The sequence below is a fragment of the Parabacteroides sp. 20_3 genome (assembly GCF_964238835.1).
Classification (GTDB): Bacteria; Bacteroidota; Bacteroidia; order Bacteroidales; family Tannerellaceae; genus Parabacteroides; species Parabacteroides distasonis.
Window position 1 is genome coordinate 232,333 of the sequence record NZ_CAXSNO010000001.1, and the last position, 24,943, is coordinate 257,275.

General features: G+C 46.6%; 20 protein-coding genes. 8 read left to right on the forward strand and 12 right to left on the reverse strand.

Annotation, left to right across the window (positions count from 1 at the left end):
- Nucleotides 1-18: 18 nt before the first annotated feature.
- A complete protein-coding gene (locus ACESPU_RS00975; protein WP_044545242.1) occupies nucleotides 19-3,261 on the forward strand; it encodes a S41 family peptidase in 3,243 nt (1,080 codons plus the stop codon).
- Nucleotides 3,262-3,358: 97 nt separating this feature from the next.
- Here ACESPU_RS00975 and ACESPU_RS00980 read toward each other — a convergent pair whose 3' ends face one another.
- The 5 genes from ACESPU_RS00980 to pheT form a co-directional block, all read right to left on the reverse strand.
- The gene (locus tag ACESPU_RS00980) at nucleotides 3,359-4,765 is read right to left on the reverse strand and encodes a DUF5723 family protein (protein ID WP_005862097.1); all 1,407 of its coding nucleotides are present in this window, start codon (nucleotides 4,763-4,765) and stop codon (nucleotides 3,359-3,361) included.
- Nucleotides 4,766-4,801: 36 nt separating this feature from the next.
- Nucleotides 4,802-5,860 carry a DUF4621 domain-containing protein gene (locus ACESPU_RS00985; RefSeq protein WP_373133078.1) on the reverse strand — a complete coding sequence of 353 codons (1,059 nt, stop codon included), beginning with the start codon at nucleotides 5,858-5,860 and terminating at the stop codon, nucleotides 4,802-4,804.
- A 132-nt stretch (nucleotides 5,861-5,992) separates the two neighbouring features.
- Nucleotides 5,993-6,757, reverse strand: coding sequence for a hypothetical protein (locus tag ACESPU_RS00990; RefSeq protein WP_005856675.1), 765 nt, complete (start codon nucleotides 6,755-6,757; stop codon nucleotides 5,993-5,995).
- A 146-nt stretch (nucleotides 6,758-6,903) separates the two neighbouring features.
- Nucleotides 6,904-7,635, reverse strand: a complete 732-nt coding sequence (locus tag ACESPU_RS00995; RefSeq protein ID WP_005856672.1) for a YebC/PmpR family DNA-binding transcriptional regulator — start codon at nucleotides 7,633-7,635, stop codon at nucleotides 6,904-6,906.
- 39 nt (nucleotides 7,636-7,674) lie between these two features.
- Nucleotides 7,675-10,137 carry a phenylalanine--tRNA ligase subunit beta gene (pheT, locus tag ACESPU_RS01000; protein WP_057326303.1) on the reverse strand — a complete coding sequence of 821 codons (2,463 nt, stop codon included), beginning with the start codon at nucleotides 10,135-10,137 and terminating at the stop codon, nucleotides 7,675-7,677.
- A gap of 255 nt (nucleotides 10,138-10,392) precedes the next feature.
- Here pheT and trmD point away from each other — a divergent pair, with 255 nt between their 5' ends.
- Nucleotides 10,393-11,067: a tRNA (guanosine(37)-N1)-methyltransferase TrmD gene (trmD, locus tag ACESPU_RS01005; protein WP_008772076.1), complete on the forward strand. Its 675-nt coding sequence runs from the start codon at nucleotides 10,393-10,395 to the stop codon at nucleotides 11,065-11,067.
- A 90-nt stretch (nucleotides 11,068-11,157) separates the two neighbouring features.
- Here the strand turns inward: trmD and ACESPU_RS01010 are convergent, their stop codons facing one another.
- Entirely contained in the window at nucleotides 11,158-12,111 is a 954-nt protein-coding gene (locus ACESPU_RS01010) for an NAD-dependent epimerase/dehydratase family protein (protein ID WP_005856666.1), read from the reverse strand.
- Nucleotides 12,112-12,290: 179 nt separating this feature from the next.
- Here ACESPU_RS01010 and kbl point away from each other — a divergent pair, with 179 nt between their 5' ends.
- Nucleotides 12,291-13,481: a glycine C-acetyltransferase gene (gene kbl / locus ACESPU_RS01015; RefSeq protein WP_005856664.1), complete on the forward strand. Its 1,191-nt coding sequence runs from the start codon at nucleotides 12,291-12,293 to the stop codon at nucleotides 13,479-13,481.
- A gap of 78 nt (nucleotides 13,482-13,559) precedes the next feature.
- Nucleotides 13,560-14,405, forward strand: coding sequence for a histidinol-phosphatase (locus tag ACESPU_RS01020; RefSeq protein WP_122377407.1), 846 nt, complete (start codon nucleotides 13,560-13,562; stop codon nucleotides 14,403-14,405).
- Here ACESPU_RS01020 and ACESPU_RS01025 read toward each other — a convergent pair.
- The 3 genes from ACESPU_RS01025 to ACESPU_RS01035 all read right to left on the reverse strand — a co-directional run bounded on the left by ACESPU_RS01025 (nucleotide 14,402) and on the right by ACESPU_RS01035 (nucleotide 16,884).
- The gene (locus ACESPU_RS01025) at nucleotides 14,402-14,974 is read right to left on the reverse strand and encodes a cob(I)yrinic acid a,c-diamide adenosyltransferase (RefSeq protein WP_057326304.1); all 573 of its coding nucleotides are present in this window, start codon (nucleotides 14,972-14,974) and stop codon (nucleotides 14,402-14,404) included. The two genes, ACESPU_RS01020 and ACESPU_RS01025, sit on opposite strands and share 4 nt — an antisense overlap.
- Nucleotides 14,975-15,114: 140 nt before the next feature.
- The gene (dnaJ, locus tag ACESPU_RS01030; protein WP_005856657.1) at nucleotides 15,115-16,269 is read right to left on the reverse strand and encodes a molecular chaperone DnaJ; all 1,155 of its coding nucleotides are present in this window, start codon (nucleotides 16,267-16,269) and stop codon (nucleotides 15,115-15,117) included.
- A 30-nt stretch (nucleotides 16,270-16,299) separates the two neighbouring features.
- Nucleotides 16,300-16,884: a nucleotide exchange factor GrpE gene (locus ACESPU_RS01035; protein WP_005862085.1), complete on the reverse strand. Its 585-nt coding sequence runs from the start codon at nucleotides 16,882-16,884 to the stop codon at nucleotides 16,300-16,302.
- A 216-nt stretch (nucleotides 16,885-17,100) separates the two neighbouring features.
- On the opposite strand from ACESPU_RS01035, the gene ACESPU_RS01040 reads away from it, so the two are divergent.
- Genes ACESPU_RS01040 through corA form a run of 3 tightly spaced genes read left to right on the forward strand, consistent with a single transcriptional unit; the run spans nucleotide 17,101 to nucleotide 22,107 of the window.
- Nucleotides 17,101-18,531, forward strand: a complete 1,431-nt coding sequence (locus tag ACESPU_RS01040; RefSeq protein ID WP_122379080.1) for a DUF4136 domain-containing protein — start codon at nucleotides 17,101-17,103, stop codon at nucleotides 18,529-18,531.
- A gap of 15 nt (nucleotides 18,532-18,546) precedes the next feature.
- Complete coding sequence (locus ACESPU_RS01045; RefSeq protein WP_044544579.1) at nucleotides 18,547-21,015, forward strand: endonuclease MutS2; 2,469 nt, start codon at nucleotides 18,547-18,549, stop codon at nucleotides 21,013-21,015.
- Between the two features lie 15 nt (nucleotides 21,016-21,030).
- Nucleotides 21,031-22,107, forward strand: a complete 1,077-nt coding sequence (gene corA, locus ACESPU_RS01050) for a magnesium/cobalt transporter CorA (protein ID WP_008772072.1) — start codon at nucleotides 21,031-21,033, stop codon at nucleotides 22,105-22,107.
- A gap of 9 nt (nucleotides 22,108-22,116) precedes the next feature.
- On the opposite strand, the gene ACESPU_RS01055 is transcribed toward corA, so the two are convergent.
- Nucleotides 22,117-22,716 carry a recombinase family protein gene (locus tag ACESPU_RS01055; protein ID WP_005856646.1) on the reverse strand — a complete coding sequence of 200 codons (600 nt, stop codon included), beginning with the start codon at nucleotides 22,714-22,716 and terminating at the stop codon, nucleotides 22,117-22,119.
- 111 nt (nucleotides 22,717-22,827) lie between these two features.
- Here ACESPU_RS01055 and ACESPU_RS01060 point away from each other — a divergent pair, with 111 nt between their 5' ends.
- Nucleotides 22,828-23,916, forward strand: a complete 1,089-nt coding sequence (locus tag ACESPU_RS01060; RefSeq protein ID WP_373133079.1) for a winged helix DNA-binding domain-containing protein — start codon at nucleotides 22,828-22,830, stop codon at nucleotides 23,914-23,916.
- Here ACESPU_RS01060 and ACESPU_RS01065 read toward each other — a convergent pair.
- Nucleotides 23,878-24,153 (reverse strand): zinc ribbon domain-containing protein, encoded by a 276-nt coding sequence (locus tag ACESPU_RS01065; protein ID WP_122115036.1) that lies wholly within the window; start codon nucleotides 24,151-24,153, stop codon nucleotides 23,878-23,880. The two genes, ACESPU_RS01060 and ACESPU_RS01065, sit on opposite strands and share 39 nt — an antisense overlap.
- Nucleotides 24,154-24,159: 6 nt before the next feature.
- Nucleotides 24,160-24,777 carry a helix-turn-helix domain-containing protein gene (locus ACESPU_RS01070; RefSeq protein WP_130882204.1) on the reverse strand — a complete coding sequence of 206 codons (618 nt, stop codon included), beginning with the start codon at nucleotides 24,775-24,777 and terminating at the stop codon, nucleotides 24,160-24,162.
- Between the last annotated feature and the right edge of the window lie 166 nt (nucleotides 24,778-24,943).

Sequence of the window (24,943 nt, forward strand, 5' to 3'; positions counted from 1 at the left end):
TAAAAAAGCATTAAGTACATGAAAAAACTTTTAACCTGCATTGCCTTGGGCTTTGCGACTACCAGCTACGCTGTAACCCCTTTGTGGATGCGTGATGTACAAATTTCTCCTGATGGAACAGAGATCGCGTTTTGTTACAAAGGAGATATCTATAAAGTACCGGCCAAAGGAGGAACAGCGACACAACTTACCACCCAAGCATCGTATGAATGCACGCCAATCTGGTCTCCGGACGGAAAACAAATCGCTTTCGCCAGCGATCGTAACGGCAATTTCGATTTATTCGTAATGCCCTCCAACGGTGGAACGGCACAGTGCCTCACCACTCATTCCGCCTCCGAGATTCCATCGGCCTTTACTCCCGACGGCAAATACGTACTCTTCTCCGCATCCATACAAGATCCCGCCCAGAGCGCCTTATTCCCGACCTCGGCCATGACGGAACTCTATAAAGTGCCGATCGGTGGCGGACGTACGGAGCAAGTATTGGGAACACCCGCCGAGATGGTTTGCTTCGATAAATCCGGAAAGACATTCTTATACCAAGACCGTAAGGGCTTCGAGGATGAATGGCGTAAACATCATACCTCGTCCGTCACCCGGGATATATGGATGTACGATACGCAAACTGGAAAACATACCAATTTGACCGACCATGCGGGAGAAGACCGCAACGCCGTATTTACCCCGGATGGACAGACGGTTTACTTTCTGAGCGAACGCAACGGAGGTTCTTTCAATGTATATTCATTCCCTCTCAACACCCCACAATCTATAACGGCGGTTACTAAGTTCAAGACACATCCCGTACGTTTCCTCTCTACAAGTAGCGACAATACATTATGCTACACATACGATGGCGAGATCTATACACAACGTCCGGGAGTCAATCCGCAGAAAGTGCGGATTGATTTGATCCGTGACGATCAAGAGCAAATCAGCGATCTGAATTCCAGCAAAGGAGCTACCTCTGCCACCGTATCCCCCGATGGCAAGCAGATCGCCTTAACCCTAAGAGGCGAGGTATTCGTCACCTCGGCCGATTACAACACGACCAAACAAATCACCAATACCCCGGCCGCCGAAACAGGCGTATGCTTCTCGCCGGATAACCGTACCTTGGCTTACGCCAGCGAGCGTGGTGGTAATTGGCAACTTTACTTGGCTAAGATCGCCCGTAAGGAAGAAGCTAATTTCCCGAACGCAACGATTATCGAAGAGGAAGTTCTCCTGCCTTCTAAGACCGTAGAGCGTAATTATCCTCAATTCTCACCGGATGGTAAGGAACTCGCTTTCATAGAAGATCGTATGCGGCTGATGGTAGTCAACCTTGAGACGAAGAAAGTACGCCAAGTCACGGATGGCTCCACATGGTATAGTACAGCCGGCGGTTTCGATTACTCATGGTCGCCAGACGGTAAATGGTTCACGCTCCGGTTTATCGGAAACAAGCACGATCCTTATTCGGATATCGGCTTGGTTAGTGCGCAAGGCGGGGAGATCACCAACCTGACCAATAGCGGTTACACCAGCACCTCCCCACAATGGGTACTGGATGGAAACGCCATCTTATTCACCACCGAGCGTTATGGAATGCGTGCGCATGCTTCATGGGGCTCCTTGAATGATGCCATGCTGGTATTCATGAATCAAGACGCTTATGATAAATTCCGCTTGAGCAAAGAGGATTATGAGTTGCAAAAGGAACTGGAAAAGGAGCAGAAAGAGGTAACCGGGGACAAAACCGACGACAAGAAAAAAGAAGATAAAGCCGATGAAAAGAAAGACGAAAAGCCCAAGGATATCGTAGTGGAACTGAAAGGCATCCAAGATCGTATCCTACGTCTTACTCCTAATTCCTCCGAAATGGGTAGTGCCGTCATCTCGAAGAATGGCGAGACCTTATATTATTTCTCGGCTTTCGAAGACAAATACGACCTGTGGAAAATGGACTTGCGCAAGAAAGAGACCAAGCTACTCCACAAGATGAATACCGGATGGGCGAACATGGAAATGGATAAGGAAGGTAAGAACCTGTTCTTGTTGGGTAGCAATTCCATGCAAAAAATGGATATGGGATCGGAGAAACTAACACCGATTCATTACCAAGCGAACTTAAAAATGGACTTGGCCGCCGAACGTGAGTATATGTTCGACCATGTCTATAAACAAGAGCAAAAACGGTTCTACAACGTGAACATGCACGGCGTAAATTGGGACGTTATGACCGCCGCCTACCGTAAGTTCTTGCCACATATCAATAACAACTATGACTTCGCGGAGTTGCTAAGCGAATATCTGGGAGAACTCAACGTATCTCATACCGGAGGACGCTTCCGTCCGCAAACAAGCGGCAATATTACCGCCAACCTAGGCCTACTTTTCGATTGGAACCATAGCGGCAAAGGTTTATTAATCGCTGAGGTAGTGGAAAAAGGCCCATTCGATCACGCACGTTCCAAGGTAAAAGCCGGTACCGTCATGGAGAAAATAGACGGACAAGAAATAACCCCGGATATGGATTACTCCAAGCTATTAAACAATAAGGCCAAAAAGAAGACCTTGGTTTCCCTCTACGATCCACAAACCAAAGAACGTTGGGAAGAGGTAGTCTTGCCTATCAGTAACGGTGAGTTAAATAACTTGCTTTATACCCGCTGGGTGAAGCAACGTGCCGCCGACGTGGATAAATGGTCGAACGGACGATTGGGATACGTCCATATCCAATCCATGGGAGACCCTAGTTTCCGCTCTGTCTACTCCGATATCCTAGGTAAATATAACGACCGGGAGGGCATCGTCATTGATACCCGCTTTAATGGTGGTGGACGTTTGCATGAGGATATCGAGATCTTGTTCAGCGGAGAGAAATACCTCACCCAAGTGACACGTGGCCGGGAGGCTTGCGATATGCCTAGCCGCCGCTGGAATAAACCTTCCATCATGCTCCAATGCGAGGCTAATTATAGTAACGCACATGGAACCCCGTGGGTTTATAAGCATCAACACATCGGACGTTTAGTTGGTATGCCCGTACCGGGAACAATGACTACCGTCTCTTGGGAAACCCTGCAAGATCCGACGCTGGTATTCGGCACACCTATTACCGGTTATCGCCTGTCGGACGGTAGTTACTTAGAGAACACACAGCTGGAACCGGATGTTAAAGTCGCTAATTCTCCGGAAACTGTTGTCAAAGGGGAAGATACACAATTGAGAACAGCGGTAAATGAATTGCTGAAAGAGATCGATAAAAAGTAGTTTAAAACGAGCCTAATAAAAAAGAAAAGACTGTCTGGGTATATAACCCGGACAGCCTTTTCCTTTATGATACTGACTCTATTCTGAGTATTCCCTATTAATTAGCGAATGATTTCAAAGGAACACTTACTCCCATGTAAAGATTCATGGCGTTACCGCTGACCGGTAAGCATTGTGGAGTTACCTTTGTCAACATATAATCCGATCCGATAAAGAAATTGATCCAAGACGGTGAGAAATTCAAGGCGATACCATACGTCTTGAACTTACTATGGATAAATGAGTAGCTCAGCGTAGCCTCAAACCATTTCACCGGACGGTAATTACCGGACAATGTCAGTTCCGTATAGGCTTTCGGGGAATAAAGACGAGTGCTCGACAATAAACCGATACCTAACTTGTTTTCCAGCAAACGGTACTCGCCACCGATATTGATTGTCGAACGAAGACGGGTAGTGCTTCCGGACTCACCCTCTTTCTTGAAATGAAGCAAGTTCTCGAAATCTTCCTTGATAGCGTCAAACTGATCGCCCATGCTCGGTATATCACCGTTATTCTCGCCAATAGCCAGATCAAAGCCGTTAAAGTCGAAAGTTCCATCCAACTTACCTAGCGTGCTACCTCCCTTGCTCCAGCTGATAAAACCTAAATCAAGGACAGCGGCGGATAACATGATATTCTCGGTCAATTGGTACGTAGCACCCAAGTCCACTCCCATACCGAAACCGCTAAGACCCGGAGAATCGAAATCAAAGCTATTATAATAATCACGGCCTTGCTCGTCTACTTCCATTTCCGGGACCAAGCCTTTCATATTCGTCTGCAAGGTGCCGGTAGAGGTAACTTTCCAGCTAGTCTCTCCCATCTCTGCATGCATCTGATCGATCGTAGCGTCCATAGAACCTACGCCCCATAACAATTTAACCTTACCTCCGACTGTCAACTTATCCGTGATAGGACGAGAATATCCTACACCTGTCTCCAAATAAGCCTCGGCATACGCCCTGATATTACGGATATCATACGTACTCTGAGATCCATTACCCTTTTTCATGAACTCGAACAATGTCTTCGGAGCACGAATATTCGCCAATCCCTTGATAGAAACATCAACCGTCCAGAATCCCTTGCCGGCGTACCAGCCACCGGATAGAACCTGCGTACCAAAATCCATGTTTACCTGATTCTCGTCCTTCAAGCCATTCAGGAAAGACTCGGTATTCACGGAGTTATCCATGAACGTAACAGTCTCACCATTCTTCGGATAAATAAAATTATCCACAGCTATTCCGTTCGTACCATACGAAGCGCCAACCGCGCCTAATACCGGAATGGAGACATAGCCTCTCTCGGGACGATACGCCGGATTCATTGTCGTGCGTGCCGTAGAGGATTGCATGAAGTAAGAAGTTCGTATTTGCTGGGCGGATACCGACATCCCCACAGTGGTCAATAAACATAAAGCGCACAGACCTCTCTTATACATATTATATATAGTATTCATCTTTCTTTTTCGTAATTTAAATGGTTAGTACTGGGATCAAATAGAAATTCCGCCTTCTTTCTTGAGTTTCAAGTTGAAGGTCGTTTTCTGGCCTTTCTTCAAAGCCTCGCTTTGATCTCTACCCGTTAAATGTAAATTCAGGTCTATATGACGTGCGTCCTTCATTTTCGGCATATCCTCCTTCGTGATCTCGAAGACAACCTCTCCGGATTGTCCTTTTACCTCTTGCGCCGGGAATTGGATATCTACCGGTACATTGTTCTCATCCATGATCACCATCTCGATAGACATATCGAACGGCATCTCGTTCGTAACCTCTCCATAGATATTCGCGCTTCCGTCCGAGAAAATATAGTCTACGAAATCCTCATCAAAAGCGTCCTCGATCCGCTCGACGGATACGGCGCTAAATTCCGGTGCCGGAGTCAACGGAAGCTCTACCGCATAGCGTAACTCGCTCAAGGCATCCATAGGAGCGTTCGCCCATTGTTTGCTATCGGCGGACAAAGACAAATGTATTTTTTGAGGAACAATCTGTACGATTCCCGGTAACTTCTCGTTCTTGACAAACTTAAAAGCATCCGTCTTCGGATCAAGAGGGCCGATCCAAATATTAGGAGACACCGTTGACAAGGTAAAATCAGAGGAAGTAGCCTCCTTTTTACTTGCGTTCTCAGCCTCGATAGACAAGCTACAATCCAAAGAGGCATTCTTTACATTCGACTTTAATGTAATATGGGGATTCGTTAACGCCAAAACGAAATCGCCATCAAACAAACCATCGATATCCCCAGTCGTTATATCTTCCGAGGCGATCTCCACTTTATCAGAGGCGGCCCGTAAGCTTTTCCCCTTAATCTTCATCTCTCCATCATAGATCATGACGTAAGCCCCGTCGACTTCCCGAATGGAAGGGACTTTCTCTACATTCACAACGTCATCCGACGTTACATAACCCGTACCGAGGGGAGCTACCCAAGACTCACCCATTACCGCATCGTCCGTATTGACATCGCTTAAATCATACTTACTATCCACACATGCCGCTAAACAGCAAGATGATAGCAATAGCATCACTAAATGTTTGTTTTTCATATAAAGTTATTTTTATCAAAATTATGACCCTAACAGCGCGCAAAAATAAACAAAATAAATGAAAGTTTAGCCATAAAAAAAGAGTGGCATCGTATTATTAACGCCACTCTTAGCTTATACTATCTTTGACAATCAAAATATTCTTCCGCAAATACGAATCTTCATGACCGGATAAACCGTTAGCTTATCCATGATCTTCGTAAAGGTATCATCCTCGTCTATCTCATTCAACAAGTCCTTTACATCCCCTGAATCCGTATACACCTCCGGTTTGCCATGGAATTGCACACCCAACTCAAACATCACGCCAACCCGTTTCTTAGGAACCGCACGACCGAATCCAAGACCTAGATAAGGACGAAAACCGGACACTTTCAATCCACCGGATACATTACCGTTATTATCCACCGGAATCGTATAATCACCGATAACTATGCCCGCACTTTCTCCTTGGGCGATCAGGTCTTTCAGCTTATCACTATGCCCTTCTATCTTCACCAAGGAAGAACCACCGAAATAGGCGCCGGCCGCAACGAAGAACGAAGAAGCGTGAGGAAACGGGTAAACATTCACCAACAACTGTCCGGAAGTACGTTTCAAGCTACCTTTGACATCCATGGAGTATGTATCATTATACACACCCGCTCGCGGATCGTTAACATCTACATCCACGTCCGTATTAATGCTGAAACCCGGCATAAAGGTAAGACCACCTCTCAACGCCAGATAAGGCGTAATAGGAGTAGCGACCTCCACATCTACACCCGTCAAACCAACACCCACTCCTGCCGAAACAGAATTGAAAATCCCTAACTCCTTTTGAGCTGAGATAAAATTACACGTCGCAAACATGCTCACGAACGCACAAAGAAGAAATAGTCTTTTCATTTTCACCATATAAGTTAAATTGTTATTCACCCTAGACTCACAAAAATAAATAAAAAACATGAAACATTCGTTGTAAAAAAGAAAAAGCGACATCGAATTTGCCTCGATGTCGCTTTTTTACGGATAAAGTATACTATTTTACGTATAAGCGTACGTTATTCCTCCTCAGAATCGTCTTCCTTCATATTATGGAATACGTTTTGAACGTCTTCGTCTTCCTCTAATTTCTCGATAATCTTCTCGATAGACTCACGCTGTTCCGGAGTAACCTCCTTCAAATCGTTCGGAATACGTACGAACTCACTACTCAAGATCTCGAAACCATTCTCCTCCAAATATTTCTGGATCGCCGAATTCTGCGCGAACTCACCATAAAGAACAACCTCGTCCTCGTCTTCCTCAACCTCATCTACACCGAAGTCGATCAACTCCAACTCTAGGTCTTCTAAAGAAAGATCCTCTTTTTTAGCGATATGGAATACGCATTTATGATCGAACAAGAACTCCAAGCTACCGGATGTTCCCAGAGAACCACCGTTCTTATTGAAATAACTACGAACGTTGGCTACCGTACGAGTCGTATTATCCGTAGCGGTCTCAACGAAGATAGCGATACCGAAAGGACCATATCCCTCATAGTTCATCTCCTTATAATCCGTGAAATCCTTGGATACGGCACGTTTAATGGCACGCTCCACGTTCTCCTTCGGCATATTCTCCTTTTTGGCGTTCTGCATCAACACACGTAAACGAGGATTATTCTCGGGCTCCGGCCCACCTTGTTTTGCCGCGATCGTGATTTCCTTACCTAACTTCGTGAATACACGGGCCATATTGCCCCAACGCTTAAACTTTCTCGCTTTACGAAACTCAAACGCTCTTCCCATATGTTTATCAGTTTATCTTTATTTTATGTAATTAAATTCTTATCTCAATTGAGCACCTAGCTTTTGTTCCAGATTCGTCTGGATTTTCTTCATGATAGCGTCGATCTGCTTATCGTTCAAAGTCTTGCTCTCATCTTGCATGAAGAAGCTTACGGCATACGACTTCTTGCCCGCCGGAAGGTTCTTGCCCTCGTAAACGTCGAACAGAGATACCTCCTTCAATAGCTTGCGATCGCTATCCTTAGCGATTTTCTCGACCTCGCTAAACTGTACGCTCTTATCAAGCAACAACGCCAAGTCACGTTTAACGGCCGGGAACTTGGAAATCTCGGAGAAGGTTACTTTCGCCTTCTTGATCTCCTTCATCAATTGGGTCCACGACAACTCAGCGTAATAAACCTCCATATCGATATCCAGCATCTTACGAAGTTTCTTGCTTACGATACCCATCGTACCCAATTGACGTCCGGAACCGGTCGTGATGCTTAGGCCCGAAGAATAGATATCATTCGTCAAGTTACCGAAAATAACCCGTTTCATATCCACGCCCAAGCGGGCTAAGATATTCTCTACGTAAGCCTTCAACTCATAAACGGAAGATTTCTCGTCCGGATGCGCCCAGTTGTTCTCCACCCGGTTGCCGGCTACCCAGATGCCTAGACGGTAATCCTCGCTGAACTGCGCCAAGGTCTCATCTTCCTTCTTGTTATCGATATTATAATCATAGCAATTACCAAACTCATAGAAACGGACATTGCCATTCTTACGCTTCATGTTATGCTCGATGCTCTCCAAGCCTCCGAACAACAAGGTCTGACGCATGCAGTTCAAATCAGCGCTTAACGGGTTCATCAACATGACACAATGCGCTTCCGGATAAACAGACAGATCCGTATAATAAGCGGAGCGTGTCAAGGAATTGTTCATGATCTCGTTGAAACCACAACCGCAAAGTTGCTCCGAGATCAAGTTCTGCAATTTCCAGCTACGATCCGTAGGAGTCTGGTAACTTAAATTGGACTTCACGTTATCGCTGAACTCCACGTTATTATATCCGTAGATACGAAGAATGTCCTCGATCACGTCTACATCACGCTGCACATCGATACGATATACGGGAACATGCAAAGTCAAGCCCTCGGCAGTCTCGGATACGATCTCCATCTCAAGGCTTGCCAAGATACTTTTCACGGTTTCTACCGGAATATCCTTACCGATCAACGTATTGATCTTCTCGTAAGTCACCTCAACCGTATACGGTTCCACCACGGTAGGATAAACATCCTGTACGGCACCCGTGATCTTTCCTCCCGCCAACTCTTGTATCAACAAGGCGGCACGTTTCAATACATACATCGTATTGTTCGGATCCAAACCACGCTCGAAGCGGAAAGAAGCGTCCGTATTCAAGCCAAAACGACGAGCGGTCTTACGAATCCACGTCGGATGAAAACAAGCGGATTCCAAGAATACGTCGGTGGTCTCCTCCGTCACGCCGGAATCCAAACCGCCGAACACGCCACCGATACACATCGGTTCCTCGACGTTACAAATCATCAAGTCACGATCGGTCAACGTACGCTCCACGCCATCCAACGTGACGAATTTCGTACCAGCCTCGGCCGCCTTGACAATCACTTTATTTCCTTTGATCTTACCCGCGTCAAAAGAGTGTAAAGGCTGCCCCAACTCATGCAGGATAAAGTTCGTTATATCCACTACGTTATTGATGGGACGAAGGCCGATCACATGCAAGCGGTTTTGTAACCACTCCGGGCTCTCCTTCACCGTAACGCCCTTGATCGTAACACCGGAATAACGGGGACAAGCCTCCGTATTCTCTACCACGACCTCTACGCCCGGTGTCTCGTCATCGATCTTGAAAGCGTCTACCGAAGGACGTCTCAATTCGGCGGGCTTGCCGTTTTGCTTCAAATAAGCGGCCAAGTCACGGGCGACACCGAAATGGGAAGTAGCGTCTACACGGTTCGGGGTGATATCCACCTCCAGCACGTAGTCGCTCTTTACATTATAATAATCTTTAGCTAACGTACCTACAACAGCATCGGCGGGAAGTACGATAATACCGTTATGGTCGGTACCGATACCGATCTCGTCCTCGGCGCAAATCATACCGTTGGACTCAACGCCACGGATCTTGGATCTCTTGATGGTAAAGCATTCGTCACCGTCGTACAGTTTCGTGCCGTTCACGGCTACGACCACTTTCTGTCCGGCAGCCACGTTCGGGGCGCCGCATACGATTTGTAAAGGAGCCTCGCCACCTACATTTACGGTCGTTATATGTAAATGGTCAGAATTCGGGTGTTCCTCACAAGTTAACACTTCACCGATAACCAGTCCCTCAAGTCCGCCCTTAATGGTTTGAACTTCCTCTACTCCACCGGTTTCCAAACCGATAGAGGTAAGCGCCGCAGCAACTTCTTCTGGCTCCAGATCGAAATCAAGATACTCTTTCAGCCAATTGTAAGATATATTCATCGCTATAAAATTTATTCTCTAAAGAGACGGCCTCTATTGATAGCCGCCGAATTGACGGACAAAAGTACGAATAATAATTCAAACGATACAAAAATATCCTCATGAACTTCTACGAACTCTTAACTGCGCCAACGCATGCGTTTCATTCATTCTTAATTTTCTATCGCGAATCATAGATAATAGAGACTCACTTTACGATGAGTCGGAATAAAAGATGTACCTTTGCGGGAGGTTTTAACGTTACAACTATTTTTTATGCGTATAGATATACTTACCGTACTTCCCGAGATGATCGAGGGGATGATAAACTGCTCTATCGTCAAGAGGGCGCAAGATAAGGGATTAGCGGAGATTCATTTACATAACCTACGGGATTACACCACTAATAAATGGAGGCGGGTGGATGATTATCCGTTCGGAGGCGAGGCCGGGATGGTGATGCAGATCGAACCGATAGACCGGGCGATCTCAGCGTTGAAAAGCGAACGGGAATATGACGAGGTAATCTATACCTCCCCGGATGGCGAGACACTCAACCAGCCCATGGCCAACAGCATGTCTTTACTAAATAATATGATTATCCTCTGCGGGCACTATAAAGGGATCGACTATCGTATCCGTGAGCATTTGATAACGAAAGAGATATCCGTGGGAGACTATGTCCTTACCGGAGGAGAGCTGGCCGCCGCTATCATAACCGACGCCGTGGTACGCTTGATACCGGGAGCGATCGGCGACGAGCAAAGCGCCCTCTCCGACTCCTTCCAAGATGACTTGCTGGCCCCGCCTGTTTATACACGCCCGGCAGATTACAAAGGCTGGAAAGTGCCCGAGGTACTATTATCCGGACATCAGCGCAAGATCGAAGAATGGCGCTTGCAACAAGCCCAAGAGCGCACGGCACGCCTCCGGCCGGATTTATTGAAATAGCGGCGTAAAAAAACAGAGCCGGGAATCATCCACCCCCTGATGATACCCCGGCTCCTCTATCCACAAACAATCATGGCTATAACATCACTCTTACTTATTGAAACGTTCTTTCAATTTAGCTAACATGTCTTTTGTCATGGCATCCAAATCATACTCCGGCTTCCAGCCCCACTCTTGGCGGGCGCAAGTATCATCCAAGGAGTTCGGCCACGACTCGGCGATAGCCTGACGCAAAGGATCTACCTCATACTCCATCTGGAATTCAGGCATATATTTCTTGATATTATTAAAGATGATCTCCGGATCGAAACTCATCGAGGCAATGTTGAAAGAGTTACGGTGAACGAACTTCGTAGAATCCGCCTCCATGATCTCGATAGCGGCACGCAAGCCGTCCGGCATGTACATCATATCCATGAAAGTACCGGCAGCGATCGGGCAAACGAATTTCTCGCCCTTAGCGGCCGAATAGTAAATATCGACAGCGTAATCCGTCGTACCACCACCCGGAGGTGTCACGTAAGAGATCAATCCGGGGAAACGAACCGAACGTGTGTCCACGCCGAAACGGATATTATAATAATCGCTTAACAACTCGCCGGATACCTTCGTCACGCCGTACATCGTACGAGGGTTACGGATCGTATCTTGAGGAGTCTTGTCTTTCGGGGTATTGTTACCGAAAACGCCAATAGAGCTCGGCGTAAATACGGCGCAGTGCATCTCACGGGCCACCTCAAGCACATTGAACAAGCCCCCCATACCGATCTTCCACGCCAACTGGGGCTTAGCCTCGGCTACAGCCGACAAAAGAGCCGCCAAGTTGTAGATCGTATCAATATTATATTTTGATACCGTCTCAGCGATCTGCTGCTCGTTCGTGATATCCACGATAGCGGAAGGTCCCGACTCTAATAACTCGCCTTTAGGTTCCGCACCCGGGATATAACCCGCTACTATGTTCCCACCGTAGATACTTCTTAATTTCATGGTTAACTCTGATCCGATCTGACCGGTAGAACCAATTACTAATACATTCTTCATCGCGTTTAATGAGATTTAAGTTTTTTTCCGTCGGCAAAGGTATAGAGAATAAAACAGTTTAGACATGAATTTCTTCTCTTTTTTAGTATTAAAATTCAAAAAAAAAACAGACCTTTGTCTGTCGCTTTGACAACGAAGCTACTACTCACATCTAAATACTAATAAAAAACGAAGTTTTTATGTACGGAAAACTTAAAGAATTCTTGACAAATGAACTTGAAGGCATCAAAGCCGCTGGTTTATACAAGAACGAGCGTATCATTACTACGCCGCAGAGAGCCGACATCAAAGTAAATGCCGGAAGTGATGTTTTGAACTTCTGCGCCAACAACTATCTTGGCCTGTCCGATAACCAACGACTGATCAAGGCCGCGAAAGAAGCCATGGATACACACGGTTATGGCATGTCGTCCGTTCGTTTCATCTGTGGAACGCAGGATTTGCACAAGCAATTGGAAGCAGCCATCTCCGACTATTTCAAGACTGAGGACACGATCCTTTACGCCGCATGTTTCGACGCTAACGGTGGTTTGTTCGAGCCGTTGTTTGGCGAGGAAGACGCTATCATATCGGATGCCTTGAACCACGCCTCTATCATCGACGGCGTTCGTTTATGCAAGGCTAAACGTTATCGCTACGCTAACGCCGATATGGCGGACTTGGAGCGTTGCCTACAAGAGGCGCAGGCCCAACGTCACCGTATCATCGCCACGGACGGCGTGTTCTCCATGGACGGCAATGTCGCTCCGATGGACAAGATTTGCGAGCTTGCCGAGAAATATGACGCATTGGTTATGGTGGACGAATCTCACTCTGCCGGTGTCGTTGGACCGACGGGCCATGGCGTAGCCGAGCAGTTTGATGTTTACGGACGTGTAGATATCTTCACGGGTACGCTGGGTAAGGCGTTCGGTGGTGCCATGGGTGGCTTCACGACCGGAAAGAAGGAGATTATCGATATGTTACGCCAGCGTTCTCGCCCCTACTTGTTCTCTAACTCCGTGGCTCCGGCCATCGTAGGCGCAAGCTTGGAGATGTTCAAGATGTTGAAGGAAAGCGACGCTTTACATACGAAATTAATGAACAACGTAAGTTACTTCCGCGACAAGATGCTGGCAGCCGGTTTCGATATCAAGCCGACTCAATCCGCTATCTGCGCTGTTATGTTGTACGACGCTAAGTTGTCTCAAGATTTCGCCGCCAAGATGCAGGAAGAGGGTATTTACGTAACCGGTTTTTATTACCCGGTAGTACCGAAGGGACAAGCTCGTATCCGTGTACAATTGTCCGCCGGCCACGAGACCGAGCATCTGGACAAGGCTATCGCCGCGTTTATCAAGGTAGGAAAAGAGCTAGGCGTTATCAAATAACACCTCTCTCATTCATCATACAAGGCCACATCCGGGCAAGATGATCTGGATGTGGCTTTTTAATCACTAAGAACAATCATGCAACTCAGTAACTACCATAGTCATTGTACTTTTTGTGATGGAAGAAGTATTCCGGAGGATTTCGTGAGATTCGCCATAACACACGGGTTCCGTGCGTACGGTTTTTCCTCCCACTCGCCGCTTCCGTTCGAGACCTTCTGGAATATGTCTAAAGACGATATGCCGGAGTATCTGCAAGAGATAAAACGACTAAAACAGAAATACAGCGATCAACTAGAAATATATGCCGGTCTGGAGATTGATTATCTGGACGAGACCTATAACGCCTCGATCCCCTATTTCCAAGAGTTGCCTTTGGACTACCGGATCGGTTCCATCCATTTCCTGCCCGTATCAGAGCGTCTGGTCGAAGAGAACATGGTCTGTATAGACGGCTCATTCAGGGAATACGCCCACTCCGTGGAGCGGCATTTCGAGGGAGATGTCCGGTTGCTTGTCAAGCGTTTCTTCGATACCACGATGAAAATGATAGAGGCCGGAGGCATCGATATCGTCGGACATATGGACAAGATCTATATGAACGGACAGAAATACGAGATCTTCAATTTTGAGGAGGATTGGTATCGGAAGCCTTTTGAGGCTTGTCTGGATCTGGTTCAGGAGAAAGGGTTGATGGTAGAGGTCAACACCAAGAACTGGACCAAGAAAAAAGAGCTTTACCCCCGTGTGGAATACCTATCACGGATGCGGGAAATGAATATCCCTGTCATGGTGAACTCCGATTGCCATTATCCGGATTTGGTGAACGACGGTCGCAAGGAGGCTTTCAAGTTGCTGAAGCAAGCCGGCTTCAAGTCCACCCGTGAGCTCGTGAAAGGCAAATGGCAAGATATCGCCCTCTAGGATTTATTTTTCCGCTTATACAGGAAAGATTGCCAACGTTCCTCGGCGTTCCCTTGACGAAACATGTCATAACGTGCCATCGTAAAGAACAGATCCGATAAACGATTCACGAACGCCATGATCCCGGCAGGAACTGGGTCTTTCCGATTCAATGTCCACAAGCGGCGTTCGGCCCTGCGGGTGATCGTACGGGCCAATTGGAGGTGCGCCGAAACAGGTGTGCCTCCCGGAAGGATAAAATACCCGTTATCCTCCATCTGGGCGGATAGATCATCGATATGGGACTCACAAAAGACGGCCAAATCATCGGGGAGCGGATTCGGATTCTTATCACGGATCGCCGATGGTGTCGCCACATGAGACATCACGGCCATCATCTCACGCTGTATCCTACCCAGCAACACCTGCCATTCATGATTGGGAGGCAGCAACGTACGGACAATGCCGATCTCGGCGTTCAACTCATCCAACGTCCCATTCGCCTCGATACGGATGTCATCCTTATCGACACGCTCACCGCCATGTATGCCGGTTTTTCCTTTATCTCCTCCACGGGTATATATTCTCATAGGATACTCATTTTAGGACTTATGAAAAAAGACTACCGTATTCCGGCGATAAACACTATAGTATTCATTTCCAAACACTACTGTGTTTATCCACGAATGCTATAGTGTTCTCACACGAACACAGTAGTCTTTCCTATTCGTTAATCAAAGAAGTGCTTAAACTTACTGAAGATTTTCTCTTTCATCGTCTTATTAGGCTGGAAGTTCGGTGAATTCTCCAATCCGTTCAGCGTCTCTTTCTCCGTAGACGACAAAGTCTCGGGGATATATACGCTCACGTTCACCAACAAATCGCCCGTACCATAACTATTGATGGAAGGAAGTCCTTTATTACGCAAACGAAGCACCTTACCCGGCTGTGTACCCGGCTCGATCTTCAATTTCGCCTTTCCGTCGATGGTTGGGACCTCTACCGTGGCTCCCAAGGCTGCTTGCGGAACACTCAATAGCAGGTTGTATAACAGATCGTTCTCATCACGAATCAACTCCGGATGCGGTTCCTCCTCGATAAGGATCAATAAGTCACCGTTGATTCCACCATGTCGTGCGGCGTTGCCTTTACCATTCATGGAGAGCTGCATGCCCTCGGCTACACCGGCAGGGATATTGATCGTGATAATCTCATCGTCGCGAACGACGCCCTCACCGTTACACTCCGTACATTTCTTGACAACGATCTTGCCCTCGCCACCACAAGTAGGACAAGTCGTCTGCGTCTGCATCTGCCCAAGGATCGTGTTGGCGATACGGGTAACGACACCGCTACCTTTACACGTATCACACGTCTTCACACCCTCCGAGCCTTCCGCCCCGCTACCGTGACAATGCGAACAAGGCACATACTTCTTCACCTTGATCTTCTTTTCCACGCCGTTAGCGATCTCTTTCAGGTTCAGCTTCACCTTCACACGTAAATCCGATCCACGGTTCACACGGCGTCCTCCACGAGAACCGCCGAAACCACCGAAGCCACCAAAACCGCCAAAATGTCCACCAAAGATGTCGCCGAACTGGGAGAAGATATCCTCCATGGACATACCACCACCGAAGCCGCCACCTTGTGAAGCCCCGCCGACACCCGCATGGCCGAATTGGTCATAACGCTGACGCTTTTGCGGATCGCTCAACACGTCGTATGCCTCTGCCGCCTCCTTAAAGTTCTCCTCCGCTTGCTTATCGCCCGGGTTCTTATCCGGGTGGAATTGTATCGCCTTCTTACGGTACGCTTTCTTTATCTCATCCGCCGAAGCATTCTTCTCAACGCCCAGCACTTCATAGTAATCCCTTTTAGCCATCCTTGTATTTGTTATTTGCCGATTTTCCGATTATTCTCCTACTACTACTTTAGCGTGACGTATTACCTTGTCAAATAAGGTATATCCAGTTTGTACGCAATCTAATACCTTGCCCTTCATGTCCGGTTCCGGAGCGGGAATCGTAGCGATAGCCTCAAACTCCTCCGTGTTGAACGGCTTGCCTATGGCCTCGATCGGCTTTACGCCTTGCTGAGACAGATAGCCCATGAACTTACCGAAAATCAAGTCCACGCCTTCTTTAACGGCCTCTACATCCTCAGCCGTGCGGACGTTCTGTAAAGCACGCTCGAAATCGTCGATAATAGGAAGAAGGTTCTTTAACGCACCCTCGCCGCCAGTCTTGATCAAATCGGCCTTCTCACGCATCGTACGTTTACGGTAATTGTCAAACTCCGCCATCAAGCGCAGGTGGGAATCGTTCAATTCGTTATATTTCTTTTGCAAGGCTTCCACCTCGCCCGACACATTGTCAGAGCCGGCAGTTTCATCTGCCGCATTTGACTGTTCTTCCTGCAAATTTGTCGCTTCCTCATTATTCACGTTTTCGTTTTTTGAAGCGTTTTCTTTTTTCTCGTTTGGATTCATCTTGCTCATAATCTATCTGATTTTTTTCATTACTAACTAATTGTAAGCGAAATACGGTACCACATAAATACCCTTAAAAAGTATATACACAGCATCCATATCAAGTTCATACACTATTATAGCAGCAAATATATTGCCAACTATTCCACCACATCAAAAATATCTTTACCTTTGCCTATGTTTTAAACGAAACAGGTATTTTTAGAGTAAATAAAATTCCAGAATATGATGAGAAGTGTGATTTTATCAACGTTGCTATTAGTATTGGCGGTCTGTACGGTTTCCGCCCAAAACAGGAATACATCCATCTGCCGACTAGGCTTCACATACGATATCAGCCAGAGCAAGAACTGGGGAAACAACAAGCCGGTCATTAAAAGCGTCATCCCTTATTCATCCGCCGAGCAAGCAGGTATTAAGAAATACGACGTGATCGAGGAGATCAACGGTGTACCTGTGACGGAAATATCTGTCGATGAGATCCCTCAACTGCTGAATCCCGCCGGAAGAAACGATGTCCTATTGACCATCAGCAACCTTTCCTCTCCTTCTAAACAAGTATTGGTAAAGAAGGACTGCAAGAAAAGTAACGCCATCACGGAAGACCAGCTGGCATCCGCCTATGCGATGTATAGCTTGGAGACAACCAATGAGCAAGAATTCGTATGCCCGTTCAAGACTACCGTCACATCCGACGGCGTAGATTTCGGTAACTTCAAGACATTCGCCTTCTCGACCATCGACGAGAATAACCGTAAACTGGAAACGGTCATCAACGAATGCATCGAGAACGAGTTGACCAAAAAAGGACTTACGGTTGATATCGCGAAGCCGGATTTATTGATACAGACTTTCTATTTTTTCGATAAGAACCCGAACTATCTGGGAGCGAATAAAGTATTGGTAGAAAAAGAACCGACTTACCGGTACAACTTCTCGCACAGTAAGATGGAGAAATTCCCGTTCTTGAATTACGCCGCCGCCGAAGCGGAAGCCGAATATCTGTTGCAATTCGGTATCCGTATCATCGATCAAAAAGATATCCCCGGACGTGTACTCTGGGAATGTGAGGCGAACGAGTTGCTGGAAGACTCTTATCGTTTGGACGAATACGCCCGGGTGCATGTCCCGTTGATGTGTATGCAATACCCATACGCGAAATACGGACGTAACGTACCGTTCAAGGTGAGCAAGAAGACCTATAATTATACGGGGATCAGCTACGATATCGATAAATTGGATCAAGTGGTTGACGTAGATCGTAACTCTCCCGCTTATGCGGCAGGCATCCGTCCCCGTGACATTATAGAAAAGATCGGCCGCCATAAGATGGATCATTCGGCAGAGGAGTTCTCATCCGCCTACAAACGCTTTATCACGAACACGATGCAATATCGTGATCCGAAGACGATGTTTACGGACGCGAACGGTTTCAAATATTGCATGTTTTGGGACGTATTCAAATATCCCCAAATAGCGGATGCGTCGCAAAGCTCCGATTACTTGCCGGCGTTCTCTTATTTATACTATTTCGCCCCTTATATTAATCCGTCCGGCAACAACGCCTGTACATTTAATATAAAGCGTGGCAAGACAAAATTAGAAGTAATTATCCGTCCTACCATTCGCTCTGAAGTGACGGTAGAGATCAAATAAAGATTTTACAAACACGTGATATATCCACAAAATTTTGAACAAAAGACGGGCTTTGATAAGATCCGTCACTTAATCACAGAAAAATGTTTAAGCCCGCTCGGGGAAGAGCGGGTAGCGGAGATGGGATTCTCCGCCGATTTCGAGGTCGTATCCAAGCGATTGGAACAAACCGATGAGTTTATCCGTATCCTACACGGAGACACGGAATTCCCCGCCAGTTATTTCTTCGACGTGCGCTATTCCTTGAAACGGATTCGGCCGGAAGGTACTTGGCTGGATGAACGGGAGTTGTTCGACCTCAAACGTTCCTTGCAAACGATCAATGACATCGTACGCTTCTTCAAGCCTATGGACGATGAGGAAATCAAGTATCCGGCCTTAACTGAATTGGCGGGAGATATCTTTGTCTTCCCCCAATTGATTGGAAAGATCGATAGCATCCTCGATAAATTCGGCAAGGTCAAGGACAGTGCTTCCTCCACCCTATCGCAAATCCGCAGGGAGATAACGATCACGATGAGCGGTATATCCCGCAGCCTGCAATCCATCCTCCGTGCGGCGCAATCGGACGGGGTTGTCGATAAGGACGTGACACCGACCATGCGCGACGGTCGTTTGATGATCCCGGTAGCCCCGGCCTTCAAACGAAAGATAAAAGGTATCGTACATGATGAGTCCGCCAGTGGCAAGACGGTCTTTATAGAGCCGGAGGTGGTCGTGGAAGCGAATAACCGCATCCGGGAACTGGAAGGGGAAGAACGCCGGGAAATCATTAAGATACTGACGGAATTCACGAACGTGATCCGTCCTTTAGCTCCGGATATCCTACAATCTTACGAGTTTCTTGCCGACATTGACTTCATTCGTGCGAAAGCGTTATTTGCGGAGCAAGTCAAGGCGATCAAGCCGATCGTGGAGGATAAGCGACAAATGGATTGGGCACGTGCCGTGCATCCGCTCTTATTCCTGTCTTTACAGAAACAGGGCAAGCAGGTAGTTCCCCTCGATATCGAGCTGACCGAGGGAAAACGGATCTTGATCATATCCGGTCCGAACGCCGGTGGTAAATCCGTTTGCCTGAAAACGGTCGGATTACTTCAATACATGTTGCAATGTGGTTTATTGATTCCTTTGCATGAGCGATCAAGAACCGGGATCTTCGAGCATATATTCATCGATATAGGCGATGAGCAAAGCATCGAGAACGATTTGAGTACCTACAGTTCCCACCTTACCAACATGAAGTATTTCGTGAAGAATTGTAACGAGCGGACCATTATCCTAATCGATGAGTTCGGTAGCGGTACGGAACCCCAGATTGGCGGCGCTATCGCCGAGGCTTTATTGGATCGCTTCAACCGGAATCATAGCTTTGGGGTAATCACGACCCACTACCAGAATTTGAAGCATTTCGCCGAGGATACGGAGGGTATCGTAAACGGTGCCATGTTGTACGACCGCCATTTGATGCAGCCCTTGTTCAAGCTTTCTATCGGAAACCCGGGTAGCTCGTTCGCCGTAGAGATCGCACGCAAGATCGGTCTGCCCGAGGACGTGATAGCCGACGCTTCCGCGAACGTCGGAGCGGATTATATCAATATGGACAAATACTTGCAAGATATCGTACGCGATAAACGGTACTGGGAAAGCAAACGGCAGAATATCCGTCAGCAGGAGAAAAAACTGGAAGATGTCACTTCTCGTTATGAACAAGACTTGGAAGCCGTAAACAAGCAACGGAAAGAGATCATCCGGGAGGCAAAGGCCGAGGCCCAACGTATTCTAGCGGAGGCTAACGCCAAGATCGAGAATACCGTCCGTGAGATCAAGGAGGCCCAAGCGGAAAAAGAACAGACCAAACTGGCCCGCAAAGCCTTGGAAGAGTTCAAGAACTCCGTAATGGCGACCGAAGAAGAAGACGATAAGATCGCACGCAAGATGGCGAAGCTCAAGGAACGGAACGAACGGAAGAAACAGAAACAAAAAGTGACGGCCCAGCCGATATTTAATAAAGAGGTGATAGAGGTCGGCGACAATGTACGCCTTAAAGGGCAGGTTTCCGCCGGAACCGTTATGGAACTACAAGGAAAGCAGGCCGTAGTAGCATTCGGGATGATCAAAAGCACGGTTAAGCTGGAGCAGTTGGAAAAGGTAAGCAAAGGCCAGATCAAACGGGAAATCCAGAAAAGCACGTTCGTCAGCTCCCAGACCACTGACAATATGCATGAGAAGAAGATAAACTTTAAGCAAGAAATCGATGTGAGAGGAATGAGGGGCGATGAGGCATTGCAAAGCGTGACCTATTTTATCGACGACGCCATTCAAGTCGGGGCAGGCAAGGTTCGTATCTTGCATGGAACCGGTACGGGTATCTTACGTCAGCTAATCCGGGATTATCTGCGCACGGTTCCCGGTGTCCGTCGTTTTCAAGACGAGCATGTGCAGTTCGGAGGCGCCGGCATCACCGTTGTTGAATTCGATTAAAAAGAGATCCTTATTATGAGACGGAATGAATATACACACAGGAGAAGACATATATCCAACCGGCATTTATCGGACAAGTATTATTACGCCGGCGAACATGAGACAGCAACCGGCATCCGTCTCACGCAATACAACGAACAATCTTTGCATACGAAAGAGGTGCGGATAACCGACACCTCTTTCAGCAAACTATCCGACCCGGATCAGATCAATTGGTTCGAGGTTAGCGGATTGACCAACGCGGATGCCATTACCCGTATCGTAAAAGATTTCGGACTGCATAATCTGGACGCTAAGGATATCTTGACTCCCCAACACGTGGTCAAGGTAGAGGAATACAAAGGACGAATGCTTATCGTATTAAACTCCTGCTATTACGATGTCAATAACGAGATGCGGTCTGAGCACATCAGTATACTGGTAGCGAACAATACGGTTATCACTTTTACGGAAAGCAACAACCCCGTATTCGAGGCCGCTCATAAAGCGCTACTATCCAACATGCTGAACATCCGGAAAAAAGGCAGTGGATTGCTGCTCGCTTTCCTTCTAAACACCATCATAGCGAATTTAGTAGAATCCGCCTCAAAGGTAGAAGAGATACTAGAGGATATAGAAGAGACTTTGCTCGATCCTAAGAACGATCAGGGTAATATGGGTTCCCTAATCCAACAACACCGCCATGAGTACATGATTATCCGTAAGAATAGCCTACCGCTGAAAGATCAATTCTCAAAACTATTACGAACAGAGAACGGGATTATCACCCCGGATATCCTGCCGATCTATAATGACCTGCAAGACCAACTCCAATTCGTTATCCAAACAACGGAAAGCTGCCGGGAAATCACCTCTTCCCTTGTCGATCTTTATATATCCAATAACGATCTTAGGATGAACGCCATCATGAAACGGCTGACGATTGTCTCCACCCTTTTCATCCCTTTGACATTCTTGGTGGGCGTATGGGGTATGAACTTCAAGATAATGCCGGAATTGGATTGGCGTTACGGTTATTTCATAGCTTGGGCCGTCATGATAGCTACCGGAGTATTGACTTGGCTATATATGAAACGAAAGGATTGGTATTAAAACCAATCCTTACGATCTGAAGAATTTCTTCCTATACTTATAAAAAGTATTCTTAGAGACGTTGAAATGCTCGCAAATCGATCCTACCGATTCTCCCCGCTCCAACATGTTCATGATCTCCCCCTTATGGGCATCCAAGAAGAACAACTTGGATTCCGAGCCTTTAGGACGTCCCAACCGCTTTCCCGTACTTTTCACCTGTTCCAAGGCGTCTTTTGTACGTATGGAAACCAGACTGTGATCAATCTCGTCTACTTGCTTGAAGACATTAATCATCAATTGGCGATCCATCCGGTCATCGAATATATAACGGTCGTTTATACAATAGACCGTCACGTCCTTCTCCATGCAAACGGTAAGTATCCCCATCAACTCATATAAGGTAAGACACAAACGGGTAATATCCGATACGATCAAGGCATCCCCTTTCTTCAAGCGTTCGAGAACAAGTTTTAACTTTGGTCCCGGCTGTTTCGCTTTCTCTCCGGATACTTCCATGACCCATTTATCCACATGGATATCTTTGGCCGCGGCAAAAGAAGAGATCTCTTCCCTTTGAATATCCAAGTGTTGCCGGTCTGTAGCCACATTTAAATACGCTATCGTCATAAATTTCACTAATTGTTTCTAGCGTGAAGGTACAAAAAGAATGAGTATATCTTCAAGATTATGGGATGTTTAACGCTTTATTTCGTACATTTGCGTTTATATTCATATATTATGATAACACATATACGAGTAGCTAGCCAACAATTGGAACAATCCCGATTCGAGTCCCCGAAAGAATTGGTCTCTTGGATGGGCGCTATCCAGGCGCAGGAGTATGAGATGGCCAAATGGGCGATCGGTATTCGCTTGAGATCCTCTTCCCTTGAAACGGTAAATGAGGCTTTGTACAAAGGTGATATTCTACGTACCCATGTGATGCGTCCTACTTGGCATTTCGTGGCCGCCGAGGATATCCGTTGGATGCTTATGCTATCTTCCGAGCGTATCAAGGCTGCCGTTATGTCGTACGCCAAGGGACATTTCGGGAAGATAGAAAAAACGCTGTTCACAAGATGCCTAGATCAGATCGGAAAGATACTGGAAGGATACAAAAGCCTGACCAAACAAGAAGTAACGGCGGAATTGCAAAAATCCGGGATTTTGCCCACCATAGATCACGTAAACCTTTTCCTTACATGGGGTGAGGTGGAAGGCATCGTCTGTAGCGGGATCGATAAAGGAAAGAAAACGACTTACGCCTTATTGGACGAACGTGTCCCTCCTACTCGTGAACTTTGCAGGGAAGAGGCTCTGGCGAGATTGGCATCCAGATATTTTCAAAGCCACTCCCCTGCCCAGTTACAGGATTTTGTTTGGTGGTCCGGGCTAACCGCTACCGAGTGTAGGTTCGCTATCAATCTGATCAAGGCGGAGTTAATGACCGAGACGTTCGATTCCCGTGAATATTTCATCCACCAATCATGGAAAGGAAAAAATGAGAGCGAACCTGTACTGCGTCTCCTCCCCGCCTTCGATGAATACTTGATCAGTTACAAAAACCGCACGGACGTATTGCCGCTAGAACATCATCCAAAAGCGTTCAACCGATTCGGCACCTTCTACCCGGTTATCTTATATAACGGAAAGATAATAGGTAATTGGAGCCGCTCCATTAAAAAAAACACCATTCAAATAGAAATGGACTTTTTCGAGAAGAAGCCCCGCATTCCAGTGAAACTAATCCAGCAGGCCGAAGCGCAGATAGACGCTTTTTATAGAGGCTTATTGTACCGCCCAGCGCTTCAATGTCGGGAAAAATAATTTCATATTCGCTACGGCCTCCTCTTTCGTATAATGAAGGTCCGCATCTTTATTGAACTCATCGACAAACTGGACACAATGATCGATCATCTGATCCATCGTACAGTCCATCGTGAAGGCCCCGTCCTTATAACAATAGCAACAATATTCCTCATTCTTGCTTCCGTCATGGTTCGTTCCTAACTCCTCATTCTTTTGCAGCGGCATACCGCAGCTTTGGCAAAATTTTGTTTCCATACTAATTTATTTTATTGGTATATAAATCTTTGTCACTTGCGTATCGTCATCCTCTTCCGAATAACTCACATATTCCTCAAACGCCATTCCATGCCGTTTGGTATAATTGAAATCTATATTTATAGTATTATATAGTTCTTGTAATCCCGCATAACTACCTTTTAAGGTATAAACCGCATATTTTCCTTTCTGCAAACGAATCGTACCGAACATCCCTGATGGAATAATCTCCTTCCCGACCGAAGCATTACTCCACTTCTCGGTCTCTTCTCTCAGACGTACTCGCAACTTATCCATATAAGCTTTCGGAGATACGCTGAATTGTTTCTTGAACGCTTTCGAGAAAGATTGGGGGTTATCATAGCCTACCCGACTCGCTAGATCTGCCAGACTCATATCTTCCGTATGCATATATAGAACCGCTCGCTCTACACGTTGCCTTGCCACATAAGCATATAATGACTCATTCAAGGCTCCTTTCATAATACGTAGTAGCTGCCGCTCGGACACGTTTACCTGCCCGGCTATTATATCCAGTCGTAAAGGGAGATGCAAATTCGCATTGATATAATCAATTACTTGATTAATTTTCCGTTGATATATGTTTTCCGTATCAGGCTTCATCCTATAGATTCTTATGATGACAAAAATACATAATCCCAACAGACTAACAATTGTCCAATCTCGCCAATTTGAGATTTCCCCTATATTTATTTAAAAGCCATCAACTTCAAGATTCTATAGATTGTAAAATCAGTAATTCTGTTACACTTATCAGTAATTGGTATAC